The 18,324-nt window shown below is 68.5% G+C and carries 15 protein-coding genes; 11 read left to right on the plus strand and 4 right to left on the minus strand.

Going from position 1 to position 18,324, the window contains the following annotated elements:
- Nucleotides 1-53 precede the first annotated feature (53 nt).
- From KF941_RS21770 to glcF, 3 genes are read left to right on the plus strand one after another with little or no spacing between them, the layout of a single operon-like run.
- Nucleotides 54-1,499: an FAD-linked oxidase C-terminal domain-containing protein gene (locus KF941_RS21770; RefSeq protein WP_214274635.1), complete on the plus strand. Its 1,446-nt coding sequence runs from the start codon at nt 54-56 to the stop codon at nt 1,497-1,499.
- Nucleotides 1,496-2,629 (plus strand): FAD-binding protein, encoded by a 1,134-nt coding sequence (locus tag KF941_RS21775; protein WP_214274492.1) that lies wholly within the window; start codon nt 1,496-1,498, stop codon nt 2,627-2,629. The genes KF941_RS21770 and KF941_RS21775 overlap by 4 nt, the downstream gene beginning before the upstream one ends.
- A 1-nt stretch (nt 2,630) precedes the next feature.
- The gene (gene glcF / locus KF941_RS21780) at nt 2,631-3,926 is read left to right on the plus strand and encodes a glycolate oxidase subunit GlcF (protein WP_214274493.1); all 1,296 of its coding nucleotides are present in this window, start codon (nt 2,631-2,633) and stop codon (nt 3,924-3,926) included.
- A gap of 92 nt (nt 3,927-4,018) precedes the next feature.
- Here glcF and cysN read toward each other — a convergent pair whose 3' ends face one another.
- Both cysN and cysD read right to left on the minus strand, forming a co-directional pair.
- The gene (gene cysN, locus KF941_RS21785; RefSeq protein WP_072462218.1) at nt 4,019-5,941 is read right to left on the minus strand and encodes a sulfate adenylyltransferase subunit CysN; all 1,923 of its coding nucleotides are present in this window, start codon (nt 5,939-5,941) and stop codon (nt 4,019-4,021) included.
- A 1-nt stretch (nt 5,942) separates the two neighbouring features.
- Nucleotides 5,943-6,878 (minus strand): sulfate adenylyltransferase subunit CysD, encoded by a 936-nt coding sequence (gene cysD / locus KF941_RS21790; RefSeq protein ID WP_214274494.1) that lies wholly within the window; start codon nt 6,876-6,878, stop codon nt 5,943-5,945.
- Between the two features lie 454 nt (nt 6,879-7,332).
- Between cysD and glpD the strand changes: the two genes are divergently transcribed.
- From glpD to glpK, 8 genes are all read left to right on the plus strand, one after another.
- Nucleotides 7,333-8,925, plus strand: a complete 1,593-nt coding sequence (glpD, locus tag KF941_RS21795) for a glycerol-3-phosphate dehydrogenase (RefSeq protein ID WP_214274495.1) — start codon at nt 7,333-7,335, stop codon at nt 8,923-8,925.
- A gap of 14 nt (nt 8,926-8,939) precedes the next feature.
- On the plus strand, nt 8,940-10,019 hold the full coding sequence (locus tag KF941_RS21800; protein ID WP_214274496.1) for an ABC transporter ATP-binding protein: 1,080 nt from the start codon (nt 8,940-8,942) through the stop codon (nt 10,017-10,019).
- Between the two features lies 1 nt (nt 10,020).
- Nucleotides 10,021-11,109: an ABC transporter ATP-binding protein gene (locus KF941_RS21805; protein ID WP_214274497.1), complete on the plus strand. Its 1,089-nt coding sequence runs from the start codon at nt 10,021-10,023 to the stop codon at nt 11,107-11,109.
- Complete coding sequence (locus tag KF941_RS21810; protein WP_214274498.1) at nt 11,109-11,996, plus strand: sugar ABC transporter permease; 888 nt, start codon at nt 11,109-11,111, stop codon at nt 11,994-11,996. The genes KF941_RS21805 and KF941_RS21810 overlap by 1 nt, the downstream gene beginning before the upstream one ends.
- Nucleotides 11,996-12,799, plus strand: coding sequence for a carbohydrate ABC transporter permease (locus tag KF941_RS21815; protein ID WP_036753280.1), 804 nt, complete (start codon nt 11,996-11,998; stop codon nt 12,797-12,799). The genes KF941_RS21810 and KF941_RS21815 overlap by 1 nt, the downstream gene beginning before the upstream one ends.
- Nucleotides 12,799-13,224 (plus strand): DUF2160 domain-containing protein, encoded by a 426-nt coding sequence (locus tag KF941_RS21820; RefSeq protein WP_166435384.1) that lies wholly within the window; start codon nt 12,799-12,801, stop codon nt 13,222-13,224. The genes KF941_RS21815 and KF941_RS21820 overlap by 1 nt, the downstream gene beginning before the upstream one ends.
- A gap of 38 nt (nt 13,225-13,262) precedes the next feature.
- Complete coding sequence (locus tag KF941_RS21825) at nt 13,263-14,984, plus strand: ABC transporter substrate-binding protein (RefSeq protein ID WP_214274499.1); 1,722 nt, start codon at nt 13,263-13,265, stop codon at nt 14,982-14,984.
- A gap of 79 nt (nt 14,985-15,063) precedes the next feature.
- Nucleotides 15,064-16,551, plus strand: a complete 1,488-nt coding sequence (glpK, locus tag KF941_RS21830; RefSeq protein WP_214274500.1) for a glycerol kinase GlpK — start codon at nt 15,064-15,066, stop codon at nt 16,549-16,551.
- Between the two features lie 16 nt (nt 16,552-16,567).
- Here the strand turns inward: glpK and KF941_RS21835 are convergent, their stop codons facing one another.
- Together KF941_RS21835 and KF941_RS21840 are read right to left on the minus strand one after the other, a co-directional pair.
- Entirely contained in the window at nt 16,568-17,572 is a 1,005-nt protein-coding gene (locus KF941_RS21835) for a hypothetical protein (RefSeq protein WP_214274501.1), read from the minus strand.
- On the minus strand, nt 17,557-18,324 hold the full coding sequence (locus KF941_RS21840) for an ABC transporter ATP-binding protein (protein WP_214274502.1): 768 nt from the start codon (nt 18,322-18,324) through the stop codon (nt 17,557-17,559). The genes KF941_RS21835 and KF941_RS21840 overlap by 16 nt, the downstream gene beginning before the upstream one ends.

Genomic DNA, 18,324 nt, shown 5'->3' on the forward strand with positions numbered 1-18,324 from the left:
GAATGCAGGGGCAGAGGACGGCCCCGCCACCAAGGGAGGAGAGCTTGTCCGGTATCGCCATGCCCAGCCCCGATGCGGCCATTCTTGCGCGCGCGCCGCAGATCGTCGCCGCCCTGCGCGACGTCCTGCCCGCGGATGCCGTGATCTCGGACCCCGAGGAGACGCGGGCCTATGAATGCGACGCGCTGACCGCCTATCGCTGCCCGCCGCTGGCCGTGGTGCTGCCGCGCACGACCGAGGAAGTTGCGGCCGCCATGCGCATCTGCCACGAGATGCGGGTGCCGGTGGTGCCGCGCGGTGCGGGAACCTCGCTGGCCGGGGGCGCGCTGCCCACGGCCGATTCGGTCATCATCGCCACCCTGCGCCTGCGCGAGGTGCTGGAGATCGACACCGCGAACCGCATCATTCGCGTGCAGACCGGCGTGACCAACCTGTCGGTCAGCGCCGAGCTGGAGCCGCATGGCTTCTTCTATGCGCCCGACCCGTCCTCGCAACTGGCCTGCACCATCGCCGGCAATATCGCGATGAACTCGGGCGGGGCGCATTGCCTGAAATACGGCGTCACCACCAACAACCTGATGGGCGCCACCGTGGTGCTGACCACCGGCGAGGTGGTCGAGCTGGGCGGGCCCGAGATGGGGCCGATGGGCCTGGACCTGATGGGGCTCATCTGCGGCTCGGAAGGGCAGCTGGGCATCGTGACCGAGGCGACCTTGCGCATCCTGCCGCGCCCCGAGGGTGCGCGCCCGGTGCTGATCGGCTTCGACGGCGCCGAGGTGGCCGGCGAATGCGTGGCGCGGATCATCCGCTCGGGCGTGCTGCCGGTCGCCATCGAATACATGGACGACGTCTGCCTGCGCGCGGTCGAGGCCTTTGCCCATGCCGGCTATCCCGATTGCGCCGCGGTGCTGATCGTCGAGGTCGAGGGTTCGCCGGCCGAGATCGACCACCAGATCGCCCGCATCCGCGAGATCGCAGGTGCCCTGAACCCGGTCGAGTTCCGCGAAAGCCGCAATGCCGACGAGGCGCTGGCGATCTGGAAGGGCCGCAAGTCGGCCTTTGGCGCCATGGGCCGGCTGGGCGACTATATCTGCCTGGACGGCACCGTGCCGGTGGGCCAGCTGCCCTATACGCTGAAGATGATCGGCGAGCTTTCGCGCCAGCACGGGCTGGAGGTCGCGAATGTCTTCCATGCCGGCGACGGCAACATGCACCCGCTGATCCTGTTCAACGCCAACAAGCCCGGCGACCTGGAGCGGGCCGAGGCTTTCGGCAACGACATCCTGCGGCTTTGCGTCGATGTCGGCGGCTGCCTGACCGGCGAGCATGGCGTGGGCATCGAAAAGCGCGACCTGATGGGCAAGCAATATGACGGCCCCGACCTGGAGATCCAGATGGCGGTCAAGGACGCTTTCGACCCGCGCTGGCTGCTCAACCCGGCCAAGGTCTTTCCGCTGGACGCAAGCCAGCCCTGGCGCGAGGAGGCAACCGCCCGATGACCCCCGACAACCCCAGCGGCGCGGGGCTGAGCCCCGCCAGCGAGGCTGAGCTTGCCGCCCTGATCGCCGAGCGTTTCGCCGCCCGTCTGCCCCTGCGCATCGCCGGTGGCGGCACGCGGGTCGAGACCGGCGCCGTGCCGGGCGAGCTGCTGTCCACCGCCGCGATCAGCGGCGTCGTGACCTATGAGCCGGGCGAGATGACGCTGATCGCCCGCGCCGGCACGCCCCTGGACCAGATCGAGGCGATGCTGGCTGCCGAGGGCCAGGCGCTGGCCTTCGAGCCCGCCGACATGCGCGGCGTGCTGGGCCGTAACGGCACGCCGACCATCGGCGGCGTGGTCGCGGCCAATGCCAGCGGCCCGCGCCGGCTGCTGGCCGGGGCCTGCCGCGACCATCTGCTGGGGGTGCGCTTCGTCGACGGCCAGGGCCGGGTGCTGAAGAACGGCGGCCGGGTGATGAAGAACGTGACCGGCCTCGACCTGGGCAAGCTCTTTTGCGGCGCGCATGGCACGCTGGGCGTGCTGACCGAGGTGGCGCTGAAGACCCTGCCGCACCTGCCCGACCGCTGCACGCTGGGCTTTCACGGCGTCACGGTCGAAGAGGCGGTCGCGATCTTCTCGGCCGCGCTGGCGACGCCTTTCGAGGTCTCGGGCGCCGCCTTCCGCGACGGCTCGGCCTGGCTGCGGGTCGAGGGGCTGGGGCCGCAGATGACCTATCGCCGCGACCGGCTGCTGGCGCTGCTGGCACCGCGCGAGGCCGAGGTGCTGGACGATGCCGCCACCCTGGCCCTGTGGCGCGAGCTGCGCGACCTGGCGCATTTCGCCGGCGCGGACGCGCCGCTCTGGCGGGTGCTGGTCAAGCCCAGCGACGCCCCGGCCGCGGCGCGGGCCTTGCAGGCGCTGGGGGGCGAGGCGTCGCTCGACTGGGGCGGCGGACTCGTCTGGTATTGCGGGCCGGGGACGGCCCAGGCGGTGCGGCAACTCGCCCCCCATGCCACGCTGGTCCGGCGCGGCGGGCTGGACGGCCCGGCCTTTCCGCCCGAGGCCCCGGCCGTCGCCCGGCTCTCGGCCGGGTTGCGCCACAGGTTCGACCCCGCCGGCATCCTCAATCCCGGCCTGATGGACAGCTGACATGCAGACCAATTTCACCGCCGAGCAACTGGCCGACCCCGGCACGGCCCGCGCCAACGAGATCCTGCGCAGCTGCGTCCATTGCGGCTTCTGCACCGCGACCTGCCCGACCTACAAGGTGCTGGGCGACGAGCTGGACAGCCCGCGCGGCCGCATCTACCTGATCAAGGACATGCTGGAGAACGGCAAGATCCCCGATGCCAAGACCGTCGGCCACATCGACCGCTGCCTCAGCTGCCTTTCCTGCATGACCACCTGCCCCTCGGGCGTGCATTACATGCACCTGGTCGATCACGCCCGCGAATATATCGAAAAGACTTATCGCCGCCCCCTGGGCGAGCGGGCGCTGCGCTGGCTCTTGGCGCGCATCCTGCCCTATCCGGGGCGCTTCCGACTGGCGCTGATGGGCGCGAAGATCGCGCGGCCCTTTCGCCGGCTGGTGCCGGACGCACGGCTGCGGGCGATGCTGGACATGGCGCCGCGCGACATCCCGCCGCCCAGCCTGAACGACCGCCCGCAGGTCTTTGCCGCCGAGGGGCCGCGCCGCAAGCGGGTGGCGCTGCTGGTCGGCTGCGCGCAAAGGGCGCTGAACACCGACATCAACGACGCGACCATCCGCCTTCTGCGCCGGCATGGCTGCGAGGTGGTGATCCCGCGCGGCCTGGGCTGCTGCGGCGCGCTGACCCATCACATGGGCAAGACCGACGAAAGCCACGCCATGGCCGCCGCCAATATCCGCGCGCTGATGGCCGAGGTCGCGGGCGAGGGGCTGGACGCGGTGGTCATCAACACCTCGGGCTGCGGCACCACGGTCAAGGACTACGGGCACATGTTCGCGCATGATCCGCTGGCCGCGGATGCCGCGCAGGTGGCCGGCTTGGCCAAGGACATCACCGAGGTCATGGCCGAGCTGGGCTTGCGCGAGCCCGGCCATGCCGAGCCGCTGCGCGTCGGCTATCACGCCGCCTGTTCGTTGCAGCACGGCCAGCAGATCCGCAGCGCGCCCAAGGAATTGCTGGCCGCTGCCGGCTTTACCGTGCTGGAGCCCAGGGACGCGCATATCTGCTGCGGCTCGGCCGGCACCTACAACCTGATGCAGCCGGCGATCTCGGCCGAGCTGAAGCGCCGCAAGGTCGAGACGCTGGAGGCGCTGACCCCGCAGGTCATCAGCGCCGGCAATATCGGCTGCATGATGCAGATCGGCTCGGGCACCGGGGTGCCGGTCGTCCATACGGCCGAACTGCTCGACTGGGCCACCAGCGGGCCAAGGCCGCGGGCGCTGGCGGACAGGGCCTAGCGCCGCCGCTAGGAAAAGCCCGACCCCGACATGCGAACGGCGGCCGCAACCCGGCCGCCGTTCTTTTGTCTCATCCGCGAAGGGGCGGGGCGTCAGCTCATCTCGCGCAGCACGTATTGCACGATGCGCTCGGCCGCGTCCTCGGGCGTCAGCTCGACCGTGTTCACGGTCAGCTCGGCGTTCTGCGGCTGCTCATAGGGGCTGTCGATGCCGGTGAAGTTCTTCAGCTGGCCCGACCGCGCCTTTTTGTACAGGCCCTTGACGTCGCGCGCCTCGGCCACCTCCAGCGGCGTGTCGACGAAGACCTCGACGAACTCGCCCGGCGCCATCAGGTCGCGCACCATCTGCCGTTCCGAGCGGAAGGGCGAGATGAAGGCGGTCAGCACGATCAACCCGGCATCGGTCATCAGCCGCGCCACCTCGCCCACGCGGCGGATGTTTTCCACCCGGTCGGCATCGGTAAAGCCCAGGTCGCGGTTCAGCCCGTGGCGGATGTTGTCGCCGTCCAGCAGGAAGGTGTGCTTGCCCAGGGCATGCAGCTTCTTCTCGACGATATTGGCGATGGTGGACTTGCCCGAGCCCGACAGGCCGGTGAACCAGACCACGGCGGGCTTCTGGTTCTTCAGCGCCGCATGGGCATCGCGGTTCACGTCCAGCGCCTGCCAGTGGATGTTCTGCGACCGGCGCAGCGCGAAATGGATCATGCCCGCCGCCACGGTGGCATTGGTCATGCGGTCGATCAGGATGAAGCCGCCCAGGTCGGGGTTCTGGGCATAGGCCTCGAACGGGATCGGCCGGTCGGTCGAGATATTGACCACCCCGATCGCGTTCAGCCCCAGCGTCTTGCTGGCCAGATGCTCCAGCGTGTTGACGTTGACCTCATACTTGGGCTCGGTCACGGTCGCGGTGACGGTCTGGGTGCCGATCTTCAGCAGGTAGGGGCGGCCCGGCAGCATCTCCTGCTCGGCCATCCAGACCACCGTCGCCTCGAACTGGTCGGCGACCTCGCAGGGCTGGTCGGATTGCACGATCATATCGCCGCGCGAGCAGTCGATCTCGTCGGCGAAGGTCAGCGTCACCGACTGGCCGGCGACGGCCAGGTCCAGGTCGCCGTCATAGGTGACGATCGACTTGACCGTGGTGGTCTTGCCCGAGGGCAGCACCCGGATGGCGTCGCCCGGCCGCACCATGCCCGCGCCGATCTGGCCGGAAAAGCCGCGGAAGTCCAGGTTCGGCCGGTTCACCCATTGCACCGCCATGCGGAAGGGCTGGTCCAGCATGCGGGTGTCGCTGACCGGCGCCTCTTCCAGGTGGCCCAGCAGCGTCGGGCCCTGGTACCAATGCATGTTCGGGCTTTTCTCGACGATATTGTCGCCCTTGAGCCCCGAGATCGGGATCGGCAGGAAGCTGTCCATGCCGATCTGCTTGGCGAAATGCGAATAATCCGCGACGATGTCGTAGAACCGCTCGGCCGAGTAATCGACCAGGTCCATCTTGTTCACCGCCAGCACCACGTTCTGGATGCCCAGCAGGTTCACCAGGTAGCTGTGCCGCCGGGTCTGGGTCAGCACGCCCTGGCGCGCGTCGATCAGGATCACGGCAAGGTCGGCGGTCGAGGCGCCGGTGACCATGTTGCGGGTATATTGCTCGTGGCCGGGCGTGTCGGCGACGATGAACTTGCGCTTGTCGGTGGCAAAGAAGCGATAGGCCACGTCGATGGTGATGCCCTGTTCGCGTTCCGCCGCCAGGCCGTCGACCAGCAGGGCGAAGTCGATCTCGCCGCCCTGGGTGCCCACGACCTTGGAATCGCTTTCCAGGCTCGCCAGCTGGTCCTCGAAGATCATCTTGCTGTCATAGAGCAGCCGGCCGATCAGCGTGGACTTGCCGTCGTCGACCGAGCCGCAGGTGATGAAGCGCAGCATGGTCTTGTGCTGGTGCTTCAGCAGATAGGCGTCGATATCCTGGGAGATCAGCGTGTCCGTGACATAGACGGGGCTTTTCATCTCGTGGTTCATCTCAGAAATACCCCTCTTGCTTCTTCTTCTCCATCGAGGCCGACTGGTCGTGGTCGATGGCGCGGCCCTGCCGCTCGGACGTGGTGGTCAGCAGCATTTCCTGGATGACCTCGGGCAGGGTCTTGGCGTTCGATTCCACCGCGCCGGTCAGCGGATAGCAGCCCAGCGTGCGGAAGCGCACGGATTTCATCATCGGCTGCTCGCCCTCGCGCAGGCGGAAGCGGTCGTCGTCGACCATGATGAGCAGGCCGTCGCGTTCCACCACCGGCCGCAGGTCCGAGAAATACAGCGGCACGATGTCGATGTTTTCCAGGTGGATATACTGCCAGATGTCCAGCTCGGTCCAGTTCGACAGCGGGAAGACCCGGATCGATTCGCCCTTGCCCTTGCGGGTGTTGTATAGCTTCCACAGCTCGGGGCGCTGGTTCTTGGGATCCCAGCGGTGGTTGGCCGAGCGGAACGAGAACACCCGTTCCTTGGCGCGCGACTTTTCCTCGTCGCGGCGCGCGCCGCCGAAGGCCACGTCGAAATTGAACTTGGTCAGCGCCTGCTTCAGCCCGTCGGTCTTCCACATGTCCGTATGCAGGCTGCCGTGGTCGAAGGGGTTGATGCCCTTTTCCATCGCCTCGGGGTTGTGGTGGACGATCAGCTCCATGCCCGCCTGCGCCGCGGCGCGGTCGCGCAGCTCGTACATGGCGCGGAATTTCCAGGTGGTGTCGACATGCAGCAGCGGAAAGGGCGGCGGGGCCGGGTAGAACGCCTTCTTCGCCAGATGCAGCATGCAGGCCGAATCCTTGCCGACCGAATAGAGCATCACCGGGTTGTCGGCCGCCGCCACGACCTCGCGCATGATCTGGATGCTTTCGGCTTCAAGCCTTTGAAGATGGGTCAGCGTGGCCACCTGACCCCCGGTATGTATGACGGATTGGCTGTTCATCTGGATGGCCCTTGTTCTTAGGATGCGCCGTCCTTGCCAGATTTTCCCGCCGAGACCAAGCCCGGCGCGGCGGAAACGGCGTCCCTTTGCCGCATGGACGGCGAAATTGCTGCATTGCGGCAACGGCGGGCAGTCGCGGATGGCTGCGCGGCGGCGTGGAAATGCCTTTCTACCTGCGGTTGCCGCGCCCTCGGCGCTTCCGAATGTTCGTTTCAGTTCGATTTTGGCCTTGACGGCGGCTCGCCGTTCTTGCGGCGCAAGAAAAACCGCGCGTCGCAGCTCGCGATCATTGCTGCATCTGCACTGTTTTCCCGCGAATCATGCTGCAATGCCGCGCATGTTCATTCGTTTTTTCCAGAAGCGATCATAAACGAAAATTTTCGCTTGACCGGGGTCACGAAGCCGTTACACCTTTCGGCTATCGACGGACGCGCAGCGACGGGGAGGGATCGGCGTGTCGGCACCAGTGCGGCCCCAGGCCGACCTTTTCATCATCGGCGGGGGAATCAACGGCTGCGGCATCGCGCGGGATGCGGCGGGGCGCGGGCTTGCGGTCACGCTGGCCGAGATGGGCGACCTGGCGCAGGCGACCTCATCGGCCTCGACCAAGCTGTTCCATGGCGGGCTGCGCTACCTGGAGTTCTTCGAGTTCCGGCTGGTGCGCGAGGCGCTGGAGGAACGCGAGACGCTGCTGGCCGCGATGCCGCATATCTCCTGGCCGATGCGTTTCGTGTTGCCCTGGTCGCCCGACATGCGCTTCGAGGCCGACACGCCGACCTCGCGCATCCTGTCGCTGGCGATGCCCTGGCTGCGCGGCCGCCGCCCGGCCTGGCTGATCCGGCTGGGGCTGTTCCTTTACGACAATCTGGGCGGCCGCAGGATCCTGCCGGGGACCAGGCGGCTGGACCTGTCCCGCGACCCGCTGGGCAAGCCGCTGAAGCCGGGCTTTCGGCGGGGCTGGGAATATTCCGACTGCTGGGTGCAGGATGCGCGGCTGGTGGTGCTGAACGCCCGCGACGCGCAGGCCCGCGGCGCCACCATCCTGACCCGCACCCGCGTCACCCATGCCGAGCGCGCGGACGGGCTGTGGCGCATCACCACCGAGGGGGCGGGGGGCACGCGCATCCACCACGCCCGCGCGCTGGTCAATGCCGGCGGGCCATGGGTCGAGGACGTGATCCGCAACGTCGCGCATATCCCCTCGGCCGAGGGGGTGCGGCTGGTGCGCGGCAGCCACATCGTCGTGCCGCGGCTTTACGACCACGACCGCTGCTATTTCTTCCAGGGCACGGACGGGCGGATCATCTTCGCGATCCCCTTCGAGGAGGATTTCACCCTGATCGGCACCACCGACATGGACCATCGCGGCCCCCCCGGCGAGGCGCGCTGCACCGAGGAAGAGCGCGATTACCTCTGCGCCTTCGCCAGCCGCTATTTCGCCCGGCCGGTGACGCCCGATCAGGTGGTCTGGACCTATTCCGGGGTGCGGCCGCTTTACGACGACGGCGCGAAATCGGCCACGGCGGCGACGCGGGACTATGTCCTCAGCCTGCAGGACGGCGAGGCGGGCGGGGCGCCGCTGCTCAACGTCTTCGGCGGCAAGATCACCACCTACCGCCGGCTGGCCGAGGGCGCGCTGGCCAGGCTTGCGCCCTACTTTCCGCAGGCGGGCGGGGACTGGACCGCGCGGGTGCCGCTGCCGGGCGGCGACTTCCCGGTGGACGGGGTCGAGGATCTGCTGGCCCAGCTGCAGGCGCGCCACCCGTTCCTGTCGCCGCGCCTGTCGCGCCGGCTGGTGCGCACCTATGGCACCGAGGCGTTCCTGCTGCTCGACGGCGCCGGCAGCATGGCGGCGCTGGGGCGCGATTTCGGCGCCGGGCTGACCGAGGCCGAGGTGATCTGGCTGATACGCCATGAATTCGCCGCCACCGCCGAGGACATCCTGTGGCGCCGCACCAAGCTGGGCCTGCACATGACCGATGCGCAGCGCCGCGAGCTGGCGGCCTTCGTGGACAGGCACCATGCCGCCCATTCGGCGGCGGAATAGGGGAGGGTAAGGCTTTGCTGGAACTGCAGGGCGTATCGCGGTCGGTCGGGGGCAGGGTGCATGTCCACCCCACCAGCCTGACCCTGCAAAGGGGCAGCATGAACGTGCTGCTGGGCCCGACGCTTTCCGGCAAGACCAGCCTGATGCGGCTGATGGCGGGGCTGGACCAGCCGACGACCGGCCGCATCCTCTGGGACGGGCGGGACGTGACCGGCCAGCGGGTGCAGGACCGCGGCATTGCCATGGTCTACCAGCAGTTCATCAACTATCCCGGCCTCTCGGTCTATGAAAACATCGCCTCGCCCCTGCGCATCCTGCGCCGGCCGCGGGACGAGATCGACCGCAAGGTGCGCGAGACCGCCGAGATGCTGCACCTGACGCCGATGCTGGCGCGCAAGCCGCTGGAGCTTTCGGGCGGCCAGCAGCAACGCTGCGCCCTGGCCCGCGCGCTGGTCAAGGGCGCCGGGCTGGTGCTGCTGGACGAGCCCTTGGCGAACCTCGACTACAAGCTGCGCGAAGAGCTGCGGGTCGAGATCCCGCGCATCTTCGAGGCTTCCGGTGCGATCTTCGTCTATGCCACCACCGAGCCCGAGGAGGCGCTGCTGCTGGGCGGCCATACCGCGACGCTGTGGCAGGGCCGGGTGACGCAGTTCGGCCCGACGCCGACGGTCTATCGCCAGCCGATGGATGCGACCACGGCGCGGGTGTTCAGCGACCCGCCGATGAATTTCGTCGCCGCCCGCAAGCAGGGCGATGCCGTCACCTTCGGCGACAGCGTGCTGGCAGCGGGCAGTTTCGCCGACTTGCCGGATGGCGCCTATCTGGCCGGGTTCCGCGCCAACCACCTGTCGCTGGCCCGGCACGGCCCGGCGGCGGTGGCGTTCGCCTGCACGCTGGCCGGGACCGAGATCACCGGCTCGGAAACCTTCGTCCATGTCGAGCATGGCGCCGACCGCTGGGTCGGGCTGGTCGAGGGCGTGCATCTGCTGGCCCCCGGCCAGCCGCTTTCGGTCTGGCTGGACCCGGCGCATGTCTACCTGTTCGACGCGTCCGGGCGGCTTGCCGCCCCGGCCGCCTATGCGAAGGCGGCCTGACATGGCGCGGATCACCCTGCAGAACCTGGCCCACAGCTACCTGCCCCATCCGCGGTCCGATGCGGATTTCGCCCTGAAACGGATGGACCATGTCTGGCAGGACGGCGGCGCCTATGCGCTGCTGGGCGCCTCGGGCTGCGGCAAGACCACGCTTCTGAACATCATCTCGGGGCTTCTGACCCCCAGCCAGGGCCGGGTGCTGTTCGGCGACCGCGACGTGACTGCGGCCCCCACGGCCGAGCGCAACATCGCCCAGGTGTTCCAGTTCCCGGTGGTCTACGACACCATGACCGTGCGCGACAACCTGGCCTTCCCGCTGAGGAACCGCGGCAAGGACGCCGCCTATGTCAAGGCGCGGGTGGACCGGATCGCGCGCATGATCGGCATGGAGGCATGGCTGAACCGCAAGGCGCAGGGGCTGACCGCCGATGCCAAGCAGAAGATCAGCCTTGGCCGCGGCATGGTGCGCGAGGACGTGAACGCGATCCTCTTCGACGAGCCGCTGACCGTCATCGACCCGCAGATGAAATGGGAGCTGCGCACCCAGCTCAAGGAGCTGCACCGCCAGTTCGGCCATACCATGATCTACGTCACCCACGACCAGACCGAGGCGCTGACCTTTGCCCAGCAGGTCGTGGTCATGCACGAGGGCCGCGTGGTGCAGATGGGCACGCCCGAGGAGCTGTTCGAAAAGCCCGCCCACAGCTTCGTGGGCTATTTCATCGGCTCGCCCGGCATGAACTTCCTCGATGCCGAGGAGCTGCGGGGCGACCAAGCCCTGCTGCCCGGCGGCGAGGTGGTGGCGCTGGGGGCGCATTATCCCCCGGTCGCCGGCCGGGTGCAGATCGGCATCCGCCCCGAACATGCCAGGCTGGTCGCCAGCGGCGGGCTGCCGCTGGCCATCCGCCGGATCGAGGATCTGGGCCGCCACCGGCTGGTGCGCGGCGAGGTCGCGGGCCGGCCGCTGAACGTGGTCATGCCCGAGGGGATGGCGGTCGGCGGCCTGCCGCAGGTCGCCTTCGCGCCGGGCAAGATCAACGTCTATGCCGACGACTGGCGCGTCGCGCCGTTGGAACAGGGGGGCGGCTGATGGAAAAGACCCAGAACAACAAGGCCTGGTTCCTGGTCCTGCCGGTGCTGGTCGTCGTCGCCTTCTCGGCGGTGATCCCGCTGATGACGGTGGTGAACTATTCGGTGAACGACACGTTCGGCAACAACGCCTTCTTCTGGGCGGGTCTCGAATGGTTCGACGAGATGGTGCATTCGCGCCGCCTGCACGGGGCGCTGGGGCGGCAGGCGCTGTTTTCCGCCATCATCCTGGCGATCGAGGTGCCGCTGGGCATCTTCGTGGCGCTGAACATGCCGAAAAAGGGCTTCTGGTCCAGCCTGGTGCTGGTGCTGATGGCGCTGCCGCTGCTGATCCCCTTCAACGTCGTCGGCACCATCTGGCAGATCTTCGGCCGCACCGACATCGGGCTTCTGGGCCGCGGGCTCAAGGCGCTGGGGCTCGACTACAACTATACCAACGACCCGCTGGACGCCTGGATCACCGTGATCGTGATGGATGTCTGGCACTGGACCAGCCTGGTCGCGCTGCTTTGCTATGCCGGGCTGCAATCCATCCCGCGGGCCTATTACCAGGCCGCCAAGATCGACCAGGCCAGCCGCTGGGCGGTGTTCCGCCATATCGAGCTGCCCAAGATGAAGGGCGTGCTGCTGATCGCCGTGCTTCTGCGCTTCATGGACAGCTTCATGATCTATACCGAGCCCTTCGTCGTCACCGGCGGCGGTCCCGGCAACTCGACCACCTTCCTGTCCATCGACCTGGTCAAGATGGCGGTCGGGCAGTTCGACCTCGGCCCCGCCGCCGCCTTCTCGATCATGTATTTCCTGGTGATCCTGCTGGTCAGCTGGGTGTTCTACACCGTCATGACCAATATCGACCGCAGCCAGGCCGACATCCCGGAGGGCATGTGATGCGCCTGAAGCCCTCGGCCCTGGTGATGCTGATCTACCTGCTGTTCCTGCTGGTGCCGATCTACTGGCTGGTGAACATGAGCCTCAAGACCAATGCCGAGATCACCGGCACCTTCAGCCTTTATCCGCACAACCTGACCCTGCGGAACTATCGGGTGATCCTGACCGATCCCAGCTGGTACATGGGCTATGTGAACTCGATCATCTACGTGGTGATGAACACGGTGATTTCCGTCGCCGTGGCGCTGCCGGCCGCCTATGCCTTCAGCCGCTACAGCTTCATGGGCGACAAGCACCTGTTCTTCTGGCTGCTGACCAACCGCATGTCGCCGCCGGCGGTCTTTGCGCTGCCCTTCTTCCAGCTCTACTCCTCGGTCGGGCTTTTCGACACGCATATCGCCGTGGCGCTGGCGCATTGCCTGTTCAACGTGCCGCTGGCGGTCTGGATCCTGGAAGGCTTCATGCGCGGCGTCCCCAAGGAGATCGACGAGACCGCCTATATCGACGGCTACAGTTTCCCGCGCTTCTTCGTCAGGATCTTCATGCCGCTGATCGCCAGCGGCATCGGGGTCGCCGCCTTCTTCTGCTTCATGTTCAGCTGGGTCGAGCTGCTCTTGTCCCGCACGCTGACCTCGGTGAACGCCAAGCCCATCGCGGCGACGATGACGCGCACGGTTTCCGCCAGCGGCATGGACTGGGGCGTGCTGGCGGCGGCGGGGGTGCTGACCATCATCCCCGGCGCCTTGGTGATCTGGTTCGTGCGCAACTACATCGCCAAGGGCTTTGCCTTGGGGAGGGTCTGATGTCCGACGCCGCCATCCCGACGCACAAGCGCATCGCCTGGCCGGCGATCTATGCCCTGGCCGCCCTGCTCATGGGCGCCGTCCTGGCCCTGCTGGTCTGGGCCACGCCGGTCAAGGACGGGGCCAGGGACTGGACCGCGCCGATGGTTCCCGGCGGCTGGATGGCCTGGACCTTTCCGGTGGCGCTGTTCTTCTGGGTGATCGCGGGCCTGCTGGTGCTGTTCACCATCCTGGCCATCCGCTTCCCGGAAACCCCGCGCCGCGGCATCCTGCGCATCGAGACGACGCGCGGCGACCGGCTGTTCATCTCGCTTCTCGGCTCGGCCTTCATCTGCCTGGGCTGGCTGTTCTTCGCAGGCCCCCCGCTGTGGTGGGGGCTCGCGCTCTGCCTCGTCCATGCCGCGGCGGTGTTTCGCTGGGTCTGACGGGGATCGGGAAACGGTGTCTCATCAGGGAGGAAAACATGAGACCGATGCAAAGGACCACGGCCATGGCGCTTGCGCTTGTGGTCATGGGCGCGCCCGCCTGGGCGGACATGGAGGCGGCGAAGACATTCCTCGACGCCGAGATCGGCGATCTGTCCTCGCTTTCGCGCGAGGACCAGGAAAAGGAGATGCAATGGTTCATCGACGCCGCGCAGCCGCTGGCGGGGATGGAGATCAAGGTGGTCTCGGAAACCATCACCACGCATGAATACGAGGCCAAGGTGCTGGCGCCCGCCTTCACCGCCATCACCGGGATCAAGGTCACGCACGACCTGATCGGCGAGGGCGACGTGGTCGAGAAGCTGCAGACCCAGATGCAGACCGGCGAGAACATCTATGACGCCTATGTCAACGACAGCGACCTGATCGGCACGCATTGGCGCTATCAGCAGGCGCGCAGCCTGACCAAGTGGATGGCCGAGGAGGGCAAGGACTTCACCAGCCCGACGCTGGACCTCGACGATTTCATCGGGCTGAAGTTCACCACCGCCCCGGACGGCGAGCTGTATCAGCTGCCCGACCAGCAATTCGCCAACCTCTACTGGTTCCGCTACGACTGGTTCAACGACCAGAAGACGCAAGAGGATTTCAAGGCGAAATACGGCTACGACCTGGGCGTGCCGGTGAACTGGTCGGCCTATGAGGACATCGCCGAATTCTTCACCGGCCGCGACATGTCCTATGTCGAGGGCGGCCCGGCGAAGGCCTGGGGCAACATGGACTATGGCAAGAAGGATCCCAGCCTGGGCTGGCGCTATACCGATGCCTGGATGTCCATGGCCGGCATGGGCGACAAGGGCGAGCCGAACGGGCTGCCGGTGGACGAATGGGGCATCCGCGTCGACGAGAACAGCCGCCCCGTCGGTTCCTGCGTGGCGCGGGGCGGCGCGACCAACGATGCCGCGGCGGTCTATGCCGTGACCAAGGCCATCGACTGGCTGCAGAAATACACCCCGCCCGAGGCCATGGGCATGACCTTCGGCGAGGCGGGGCCGGTCCCGGCGCGCGGCGACATCGCCCAGCAGATGTTCTGGTATACCGCCTTCACCGCCGATATGGTCAAGCCCGGCACCCCGGTCATGAACGAGGACGGGACGCCGAAATGGCGCATGGCCCCCAGCCCGCACGGCGCCTATTGGTCCGAGGGCACCAAGATCGGCTATCAGGACGTGGGCTCCTGGACGCTGATGAAATCGACGCCGGTGGATCGCGCGCAGGCCGCCTGGCTCTATGCGCAATTCGTGACCTCGAAGACCGTGGACGTGAAGAAATCCCATGTCGGGCTGACCTTCATCCGCGAATCGACCATCCAGGACCAGTCCTTCACCGAACGCGCGCCGCAGCTGGGCGGCCTGGTCGAGTTCTATCGCTCGCCCGCCCGCGTGCAATGGTCGCCGACCGGGACCAACATCCCGGATTATCCCAAGCTCGCGCAGCTCTGGTGGCAGAACATCGGCGACGCGCTTTCCGGCGCCAAGACCCCGCAGGAGGCGCTGGACGCGCTTTGCGCCGAGCAGGAGCGGGTGCTGGAGCGGCTGGAGCGCGCCGGCGTGCAGGGCGACCTGGGGCCCAGGATGAACGAGGAAAAGGATCCGCAGGAATGGCTGGCCGCCGAGGGCTCGCCCGTCGGCCCGCTGGAGAACGAAAAGCCGCAGGGCGAGACGATCTCCTATGACGAGCTGATCAAGTCCTGGCAGTGATGCCTTGCGGGGGCGGGGCCCTTGGGCCTCGCCCCTTTCCGCCGAACCGCCAGCGACCAGGACAGGCCGGAGGCCGCCGATGCCCCATCTTCTTTCGATCGACCAGGGGACGACGTCGTCTCGGGCGATGGTCTTCGACGCTGGTTTGCGGCCGATCGCCTCGGCGCAGCACGAATTCCCGCAGCACTACCCGGCCTCGGGCTGGGTCGAGCACGACCCCTCGGACCTTTGGGTGACGGTGGCCGGCGTGGCGCGGGCGGCGGTCGAGAAGGCCGGGATCCCTGCCCGCGACATCGCCGGCATCGGCATCACCAACCAGCGCGAGACCACGCTGCTCTGGGACCGCAGGACCGGCCAGCCGCTGCACCGCGCCATCGTCTGGCAGGACCGCCGCACCGCCGACCTCTGCGCCCGGCTCAGGGCCGAGGGGCACGAGCCGATGGTCGCCGCCCGCACCGGCCTGCTGCTCGACCCGTATTTCTCGGGCTCCAAGCTGCAATGGCTGCTCGACCATGTCGACGGCGCCCGCGCCCGCGCCCGGCGCGGCGAGCTGGCCTTCGGCACCGTCGACAGCTGGCTGATCTGGAACCTGACCGGCGGCCGGGTGCATGCCACCGACGCCACCAACGCCGCGCGCACGCTGCTTTTCAACATCGCCGAGAACCGCTGGGACGAGGATATCTGCGCGCTTTTCGACATCCCGATGCAGCTTCTGCCCGAGGTCAGGGACTGCGCCGCCGATTACGGCGCCACGCGGGCCGACCTGTTCGGGCGCGAGATCCCGATCCTGGGCGTGGCCGGCGACCAGCAGGCGGCGACGGTGGGCCAGGCCTGCTTTTCGCCCGGCATGATGAAATCGACCTATGGCACCGGCTGCTTTGCGCTGCTGAACACCGGCGCGGACCGGGTGGCCTCGAGCAACCGCCTGCTGACGACCATCGCCTATCGGCTGGGGGGCCGGACGACCTATGCGCTGGAGGGCTCGATCTTCATCGCCGGGGCGGTGGTGCAATGGCTGCGCGACGGCCTGGGGCTGATCCGGCACGCGTCCGAGACGCAGGCGCTGGCCGAGGCGGCCGATCCCGGCCAGGACCTGGTGCTGGTGCCGGCCTTCACCGGGCTCGGGGCGCCCTATTGGCGGCCGGAGTGCCGGGGCGCGGTCTTCGGGCTGACGCGGAACTCGGGCCCGGCGGAACTGGCGCGTGCGGCGCTGGAGAGCGTGGGTTTCCAGACCCGCGACCTTCTGGAGGCGATGCGGGCGGACTGGCCGGATGCGGGCGGGGTGTTGCGGGTGGACGGCGGCATGGCGTCGAGCGGCTGGACGATGCAGTTTCTCTCGGACATCCTGGGGGCGCCGGTGGACCGTCCGGCGGTGACCGAGACGACGGCGCTTGGCGCGGGCTACCTGGCGGGGTTGCAGGCGGGCCTGTGCCCGCCGCCCGAGGAATTCGCCCGCGCCTGGTCGCTGGAGCGCCGCTTCGCCCCCGCCATGCCCGCGCCCGAGCGCGAGGCCCGATACGCAAGGTGGAAAACCGCCGTCAGGGCGACGATGGAGGTGGCCGGCTGATCGGTTCGCGCCGCGGTCAATGACCCGGCGCGTCCTCATCCGCCGGAGCCGCCTCGCGGTCGAACGCCGCGCGCCATTGCGACAGCAGGGCCGAGGGCCCGTCCCGCCGCTCGGCCTGGCGCAGGGCGATGCGCAGCGCGGCGCGGGCATGGCGGTCGGCCGGCTCGGCCAGGGCCGAGGGCGGCTCGCCCGCCGCCAGCGCCGCCCAGACCCGCGCTTTCAGCGCATGACGCTCGGCATCGCCCCAATCGGCCAGCATGGCCTGGAACCCGGCGAAGGCGGCGGCGTCGAAATCGCGGTCCTGGCCCAGGCTGTCCATGACTGGGCTGGCCGGGTGCAGCCCCGCGACCGGCACCAGTCCGGGCGGGATCGGCGTATTCGCCGAATGGGTGCGGCCGGCGCGCAGCAGCGGCGGCAGGATATGCGTATGCGGCCCGACGGGCGAGACGCCGCCGGTATCCGGCCCGCCGATCTTCTGGTAGACCTCGATCCGGCCGATGCGGCTCAGCGCCACGCGATGCGGATGGGCGGGCAGGATCGCCGCCATGGCGCGGCTTTCGGGGTCGAGGACCGAGCGGCCGCATTCCGCCCGCAGCCGCGCGACCAGCACCGGATCGTCGCTGCGGATGCAGAAATCGACCTGCGGCTGGTCCAGCCCCAGGTCGAACAGCACCGCCCCGTGATCCTGGTCGCGCAGCGCGCCCGCGTCGGGGCCAAGCTCGGTCAGCACCTGGCGCCGCGCCGTGCCCAGCCGCCCCTGGGGCAGGCAGAGCGAGACGCCCTGCTGCCAGCGATGCGGCCGCGGGCTCAGCGCCTCCCATGCCACCGGGATCACCTCGGCCAGTGCGTCCAGCCGCAGCCCGCCGCGGGCGGTGACGATGCCGCATTCGCCCAGGGGCTGGGGCGGCGGATCGCCCGCGACATGGTGGAACTCGGCAATGGCCCCGAAGGAGCCCATGGACCAGCCGGCGCCGGTATCGGTCAGCGCCGCGGCAAGCCGGGCGGTCAGCATGTCGGACATCGGTCTTCTCCCTCAATGGTGTCGAGCGGCTGGAACAGGATGCCGCCGGGGCCTTGCGCCAGATGGGCGGTGATGCCGAAGACGCGGGCCAGGTTCGCGGCGGTCAGCACCGCCTGAGGCGGGCCGTCGGCGGCGATCCGGCCCTGGTGCAGCAGGATCAGCCGCGTGCAATGCCGCGCCGCCAGCCCCAGGTCGTGCAGCGAGGCCAGCACCGCATGGCCCTGTCCGGCCAGCCGGCGAAACAGCCGCATCGCGTCGATCTGCGCCGCCGGGTCGAGCCCGGCGATGGGCTCGTCCGCGATCAGAAGCGGGGTTTCCTGGGCCAGGGCGCGGGCGATCAGGGTGCGGGCCTGTTCACCCCCCGACAGTTCTGTGGCGCGGCGGTGGCGCAAGGGATCCAGGTGCAGCGCGGCGATGGCGCGCTCGATGGCGGCGCGGTCGGTTGCGCCGGCGGAATGCGGATGGGCGATGCGGCCAAGCGCCACCAGCGCCTCGACCGGCATCGGCCAGGCGATCTCGCGGCCCTGTGGCATGTAGGCGGCGGCGCGGGCGCGTTCGCGCGCCGAAAGCCGCGCCAGCGAGCTGTGCCCCCGTGCCGGCAAAAGCCCCAGCGCCGCGCGTAGAAGCGTGGTCTTGCCGGCGCCGTTCGGACCCAGAAGGCCCACGAACTCGCCCGCGCCGATGCTGAGGTCGATGCCGTCCAGCACCGCCTGGCCGCCGCGGTGGAACGAAAGGGCGCGAAGCTCGAGCAT

The organism is Paracoccus sp. pheM1 (genome assembly GCF_018499825.1).
Classification (GTDB): Bacteria; Pseudomonadota; Alphaproteobacteria; order Rhodobacterales; family Rhodobacteraceae; genus Paracoccus; species Paracoccus versutus.

What these genes read in the sequence shown, in the direction of transcription:
- KF941_RS21820 (WP_166435384.1), top strand. Translation starts at nt 12,799, where the DNA reads ATGTCCGACGCCGCCATCCCGACGCACAAGCGCATCGCCTGGCCGGCG.
- KF941_RS21825 (WP_214274499.1), top strand. Translation starts at nt 13,263, where the DNA reads ATGAGACCGATGCAAAGGACCACGGCCATGGCGCTTGCGCTTGTGGTC.
- KF941_RS21810 (WP_214274498.1), top strand. Translation starts at nt 11,109, where the DNA reads ATGGAAAAGACCCAGAACAACAAGGCCTGGTTCCTGGTCCTGCCGGTG.
- KF941_RS21840 (WP_214274502.1), bottom strand. Translation starts at nt 18,324, where the DNA reads ATGCTCGAGCTTCGCGCCCTTTCGTTCCACCGCGGCGGCCAGGCGGTG.
- KF941_RS21805 (WP_214274497.1), top strand. Translation starts at nt 10,021, where the DNA reads ATGGCGCGGATCACCCTGCAGAACCTGGCCCACAGCTACCTGCCCCAT.
- KF941_RS21835 (WP_214274501.1), bottom strand. Translation starts at nt 17,572, where the DNA reads ATGTCCGACATGCTGACCGCCCGGCTTGCCGCGGCGCTGACCGATACC.
- KF941_RS21775 (WP_214274492.1), top strand. Translation starts at nt 1,496, where the DNA reads ATGACCCCCGACAACCCCAGCGGCGCGGGGCTGAGCCCCGCCAGCGAG.
- glcF (WP_214274493.1), top strand. Translation starts at nt 2,631, where the DNA reads ATGCAGACCAATTTCACCGCCGAGCAACTGGCCGACCCCGGCACGGCC.
- KF941_RS21815 (WP_036753280.1), top strand. Translation starts at nt 11,996, where the DNA reads ATGCGCCTGAAGCCCTCGGCCCTGGTGATGCTGATCTACCTGCTGTTC.
- glpK (WP_214274500.1), top strand. Translation starts at nt 15,064, where the DNA reads ATGCCCCATCTTCTTTCGATCGACCAGGGGACGACGTCGTCTCGGGCG.
- cysD (WP_214274494.1), bottom strand. Translation starts at nt 6,878, where the DNA reads ATGAACAGCCAATCCGTCATACATACCGGGGGTCAGGTGGCCACGCTG.
- cysN (WP_072462218.1), bottom strand. Translation starts at nt 5,941, where the DNA reads ATGAACCACGAGATGAAAAGCCCCGTCTATGTCACGGACACGCTGATC.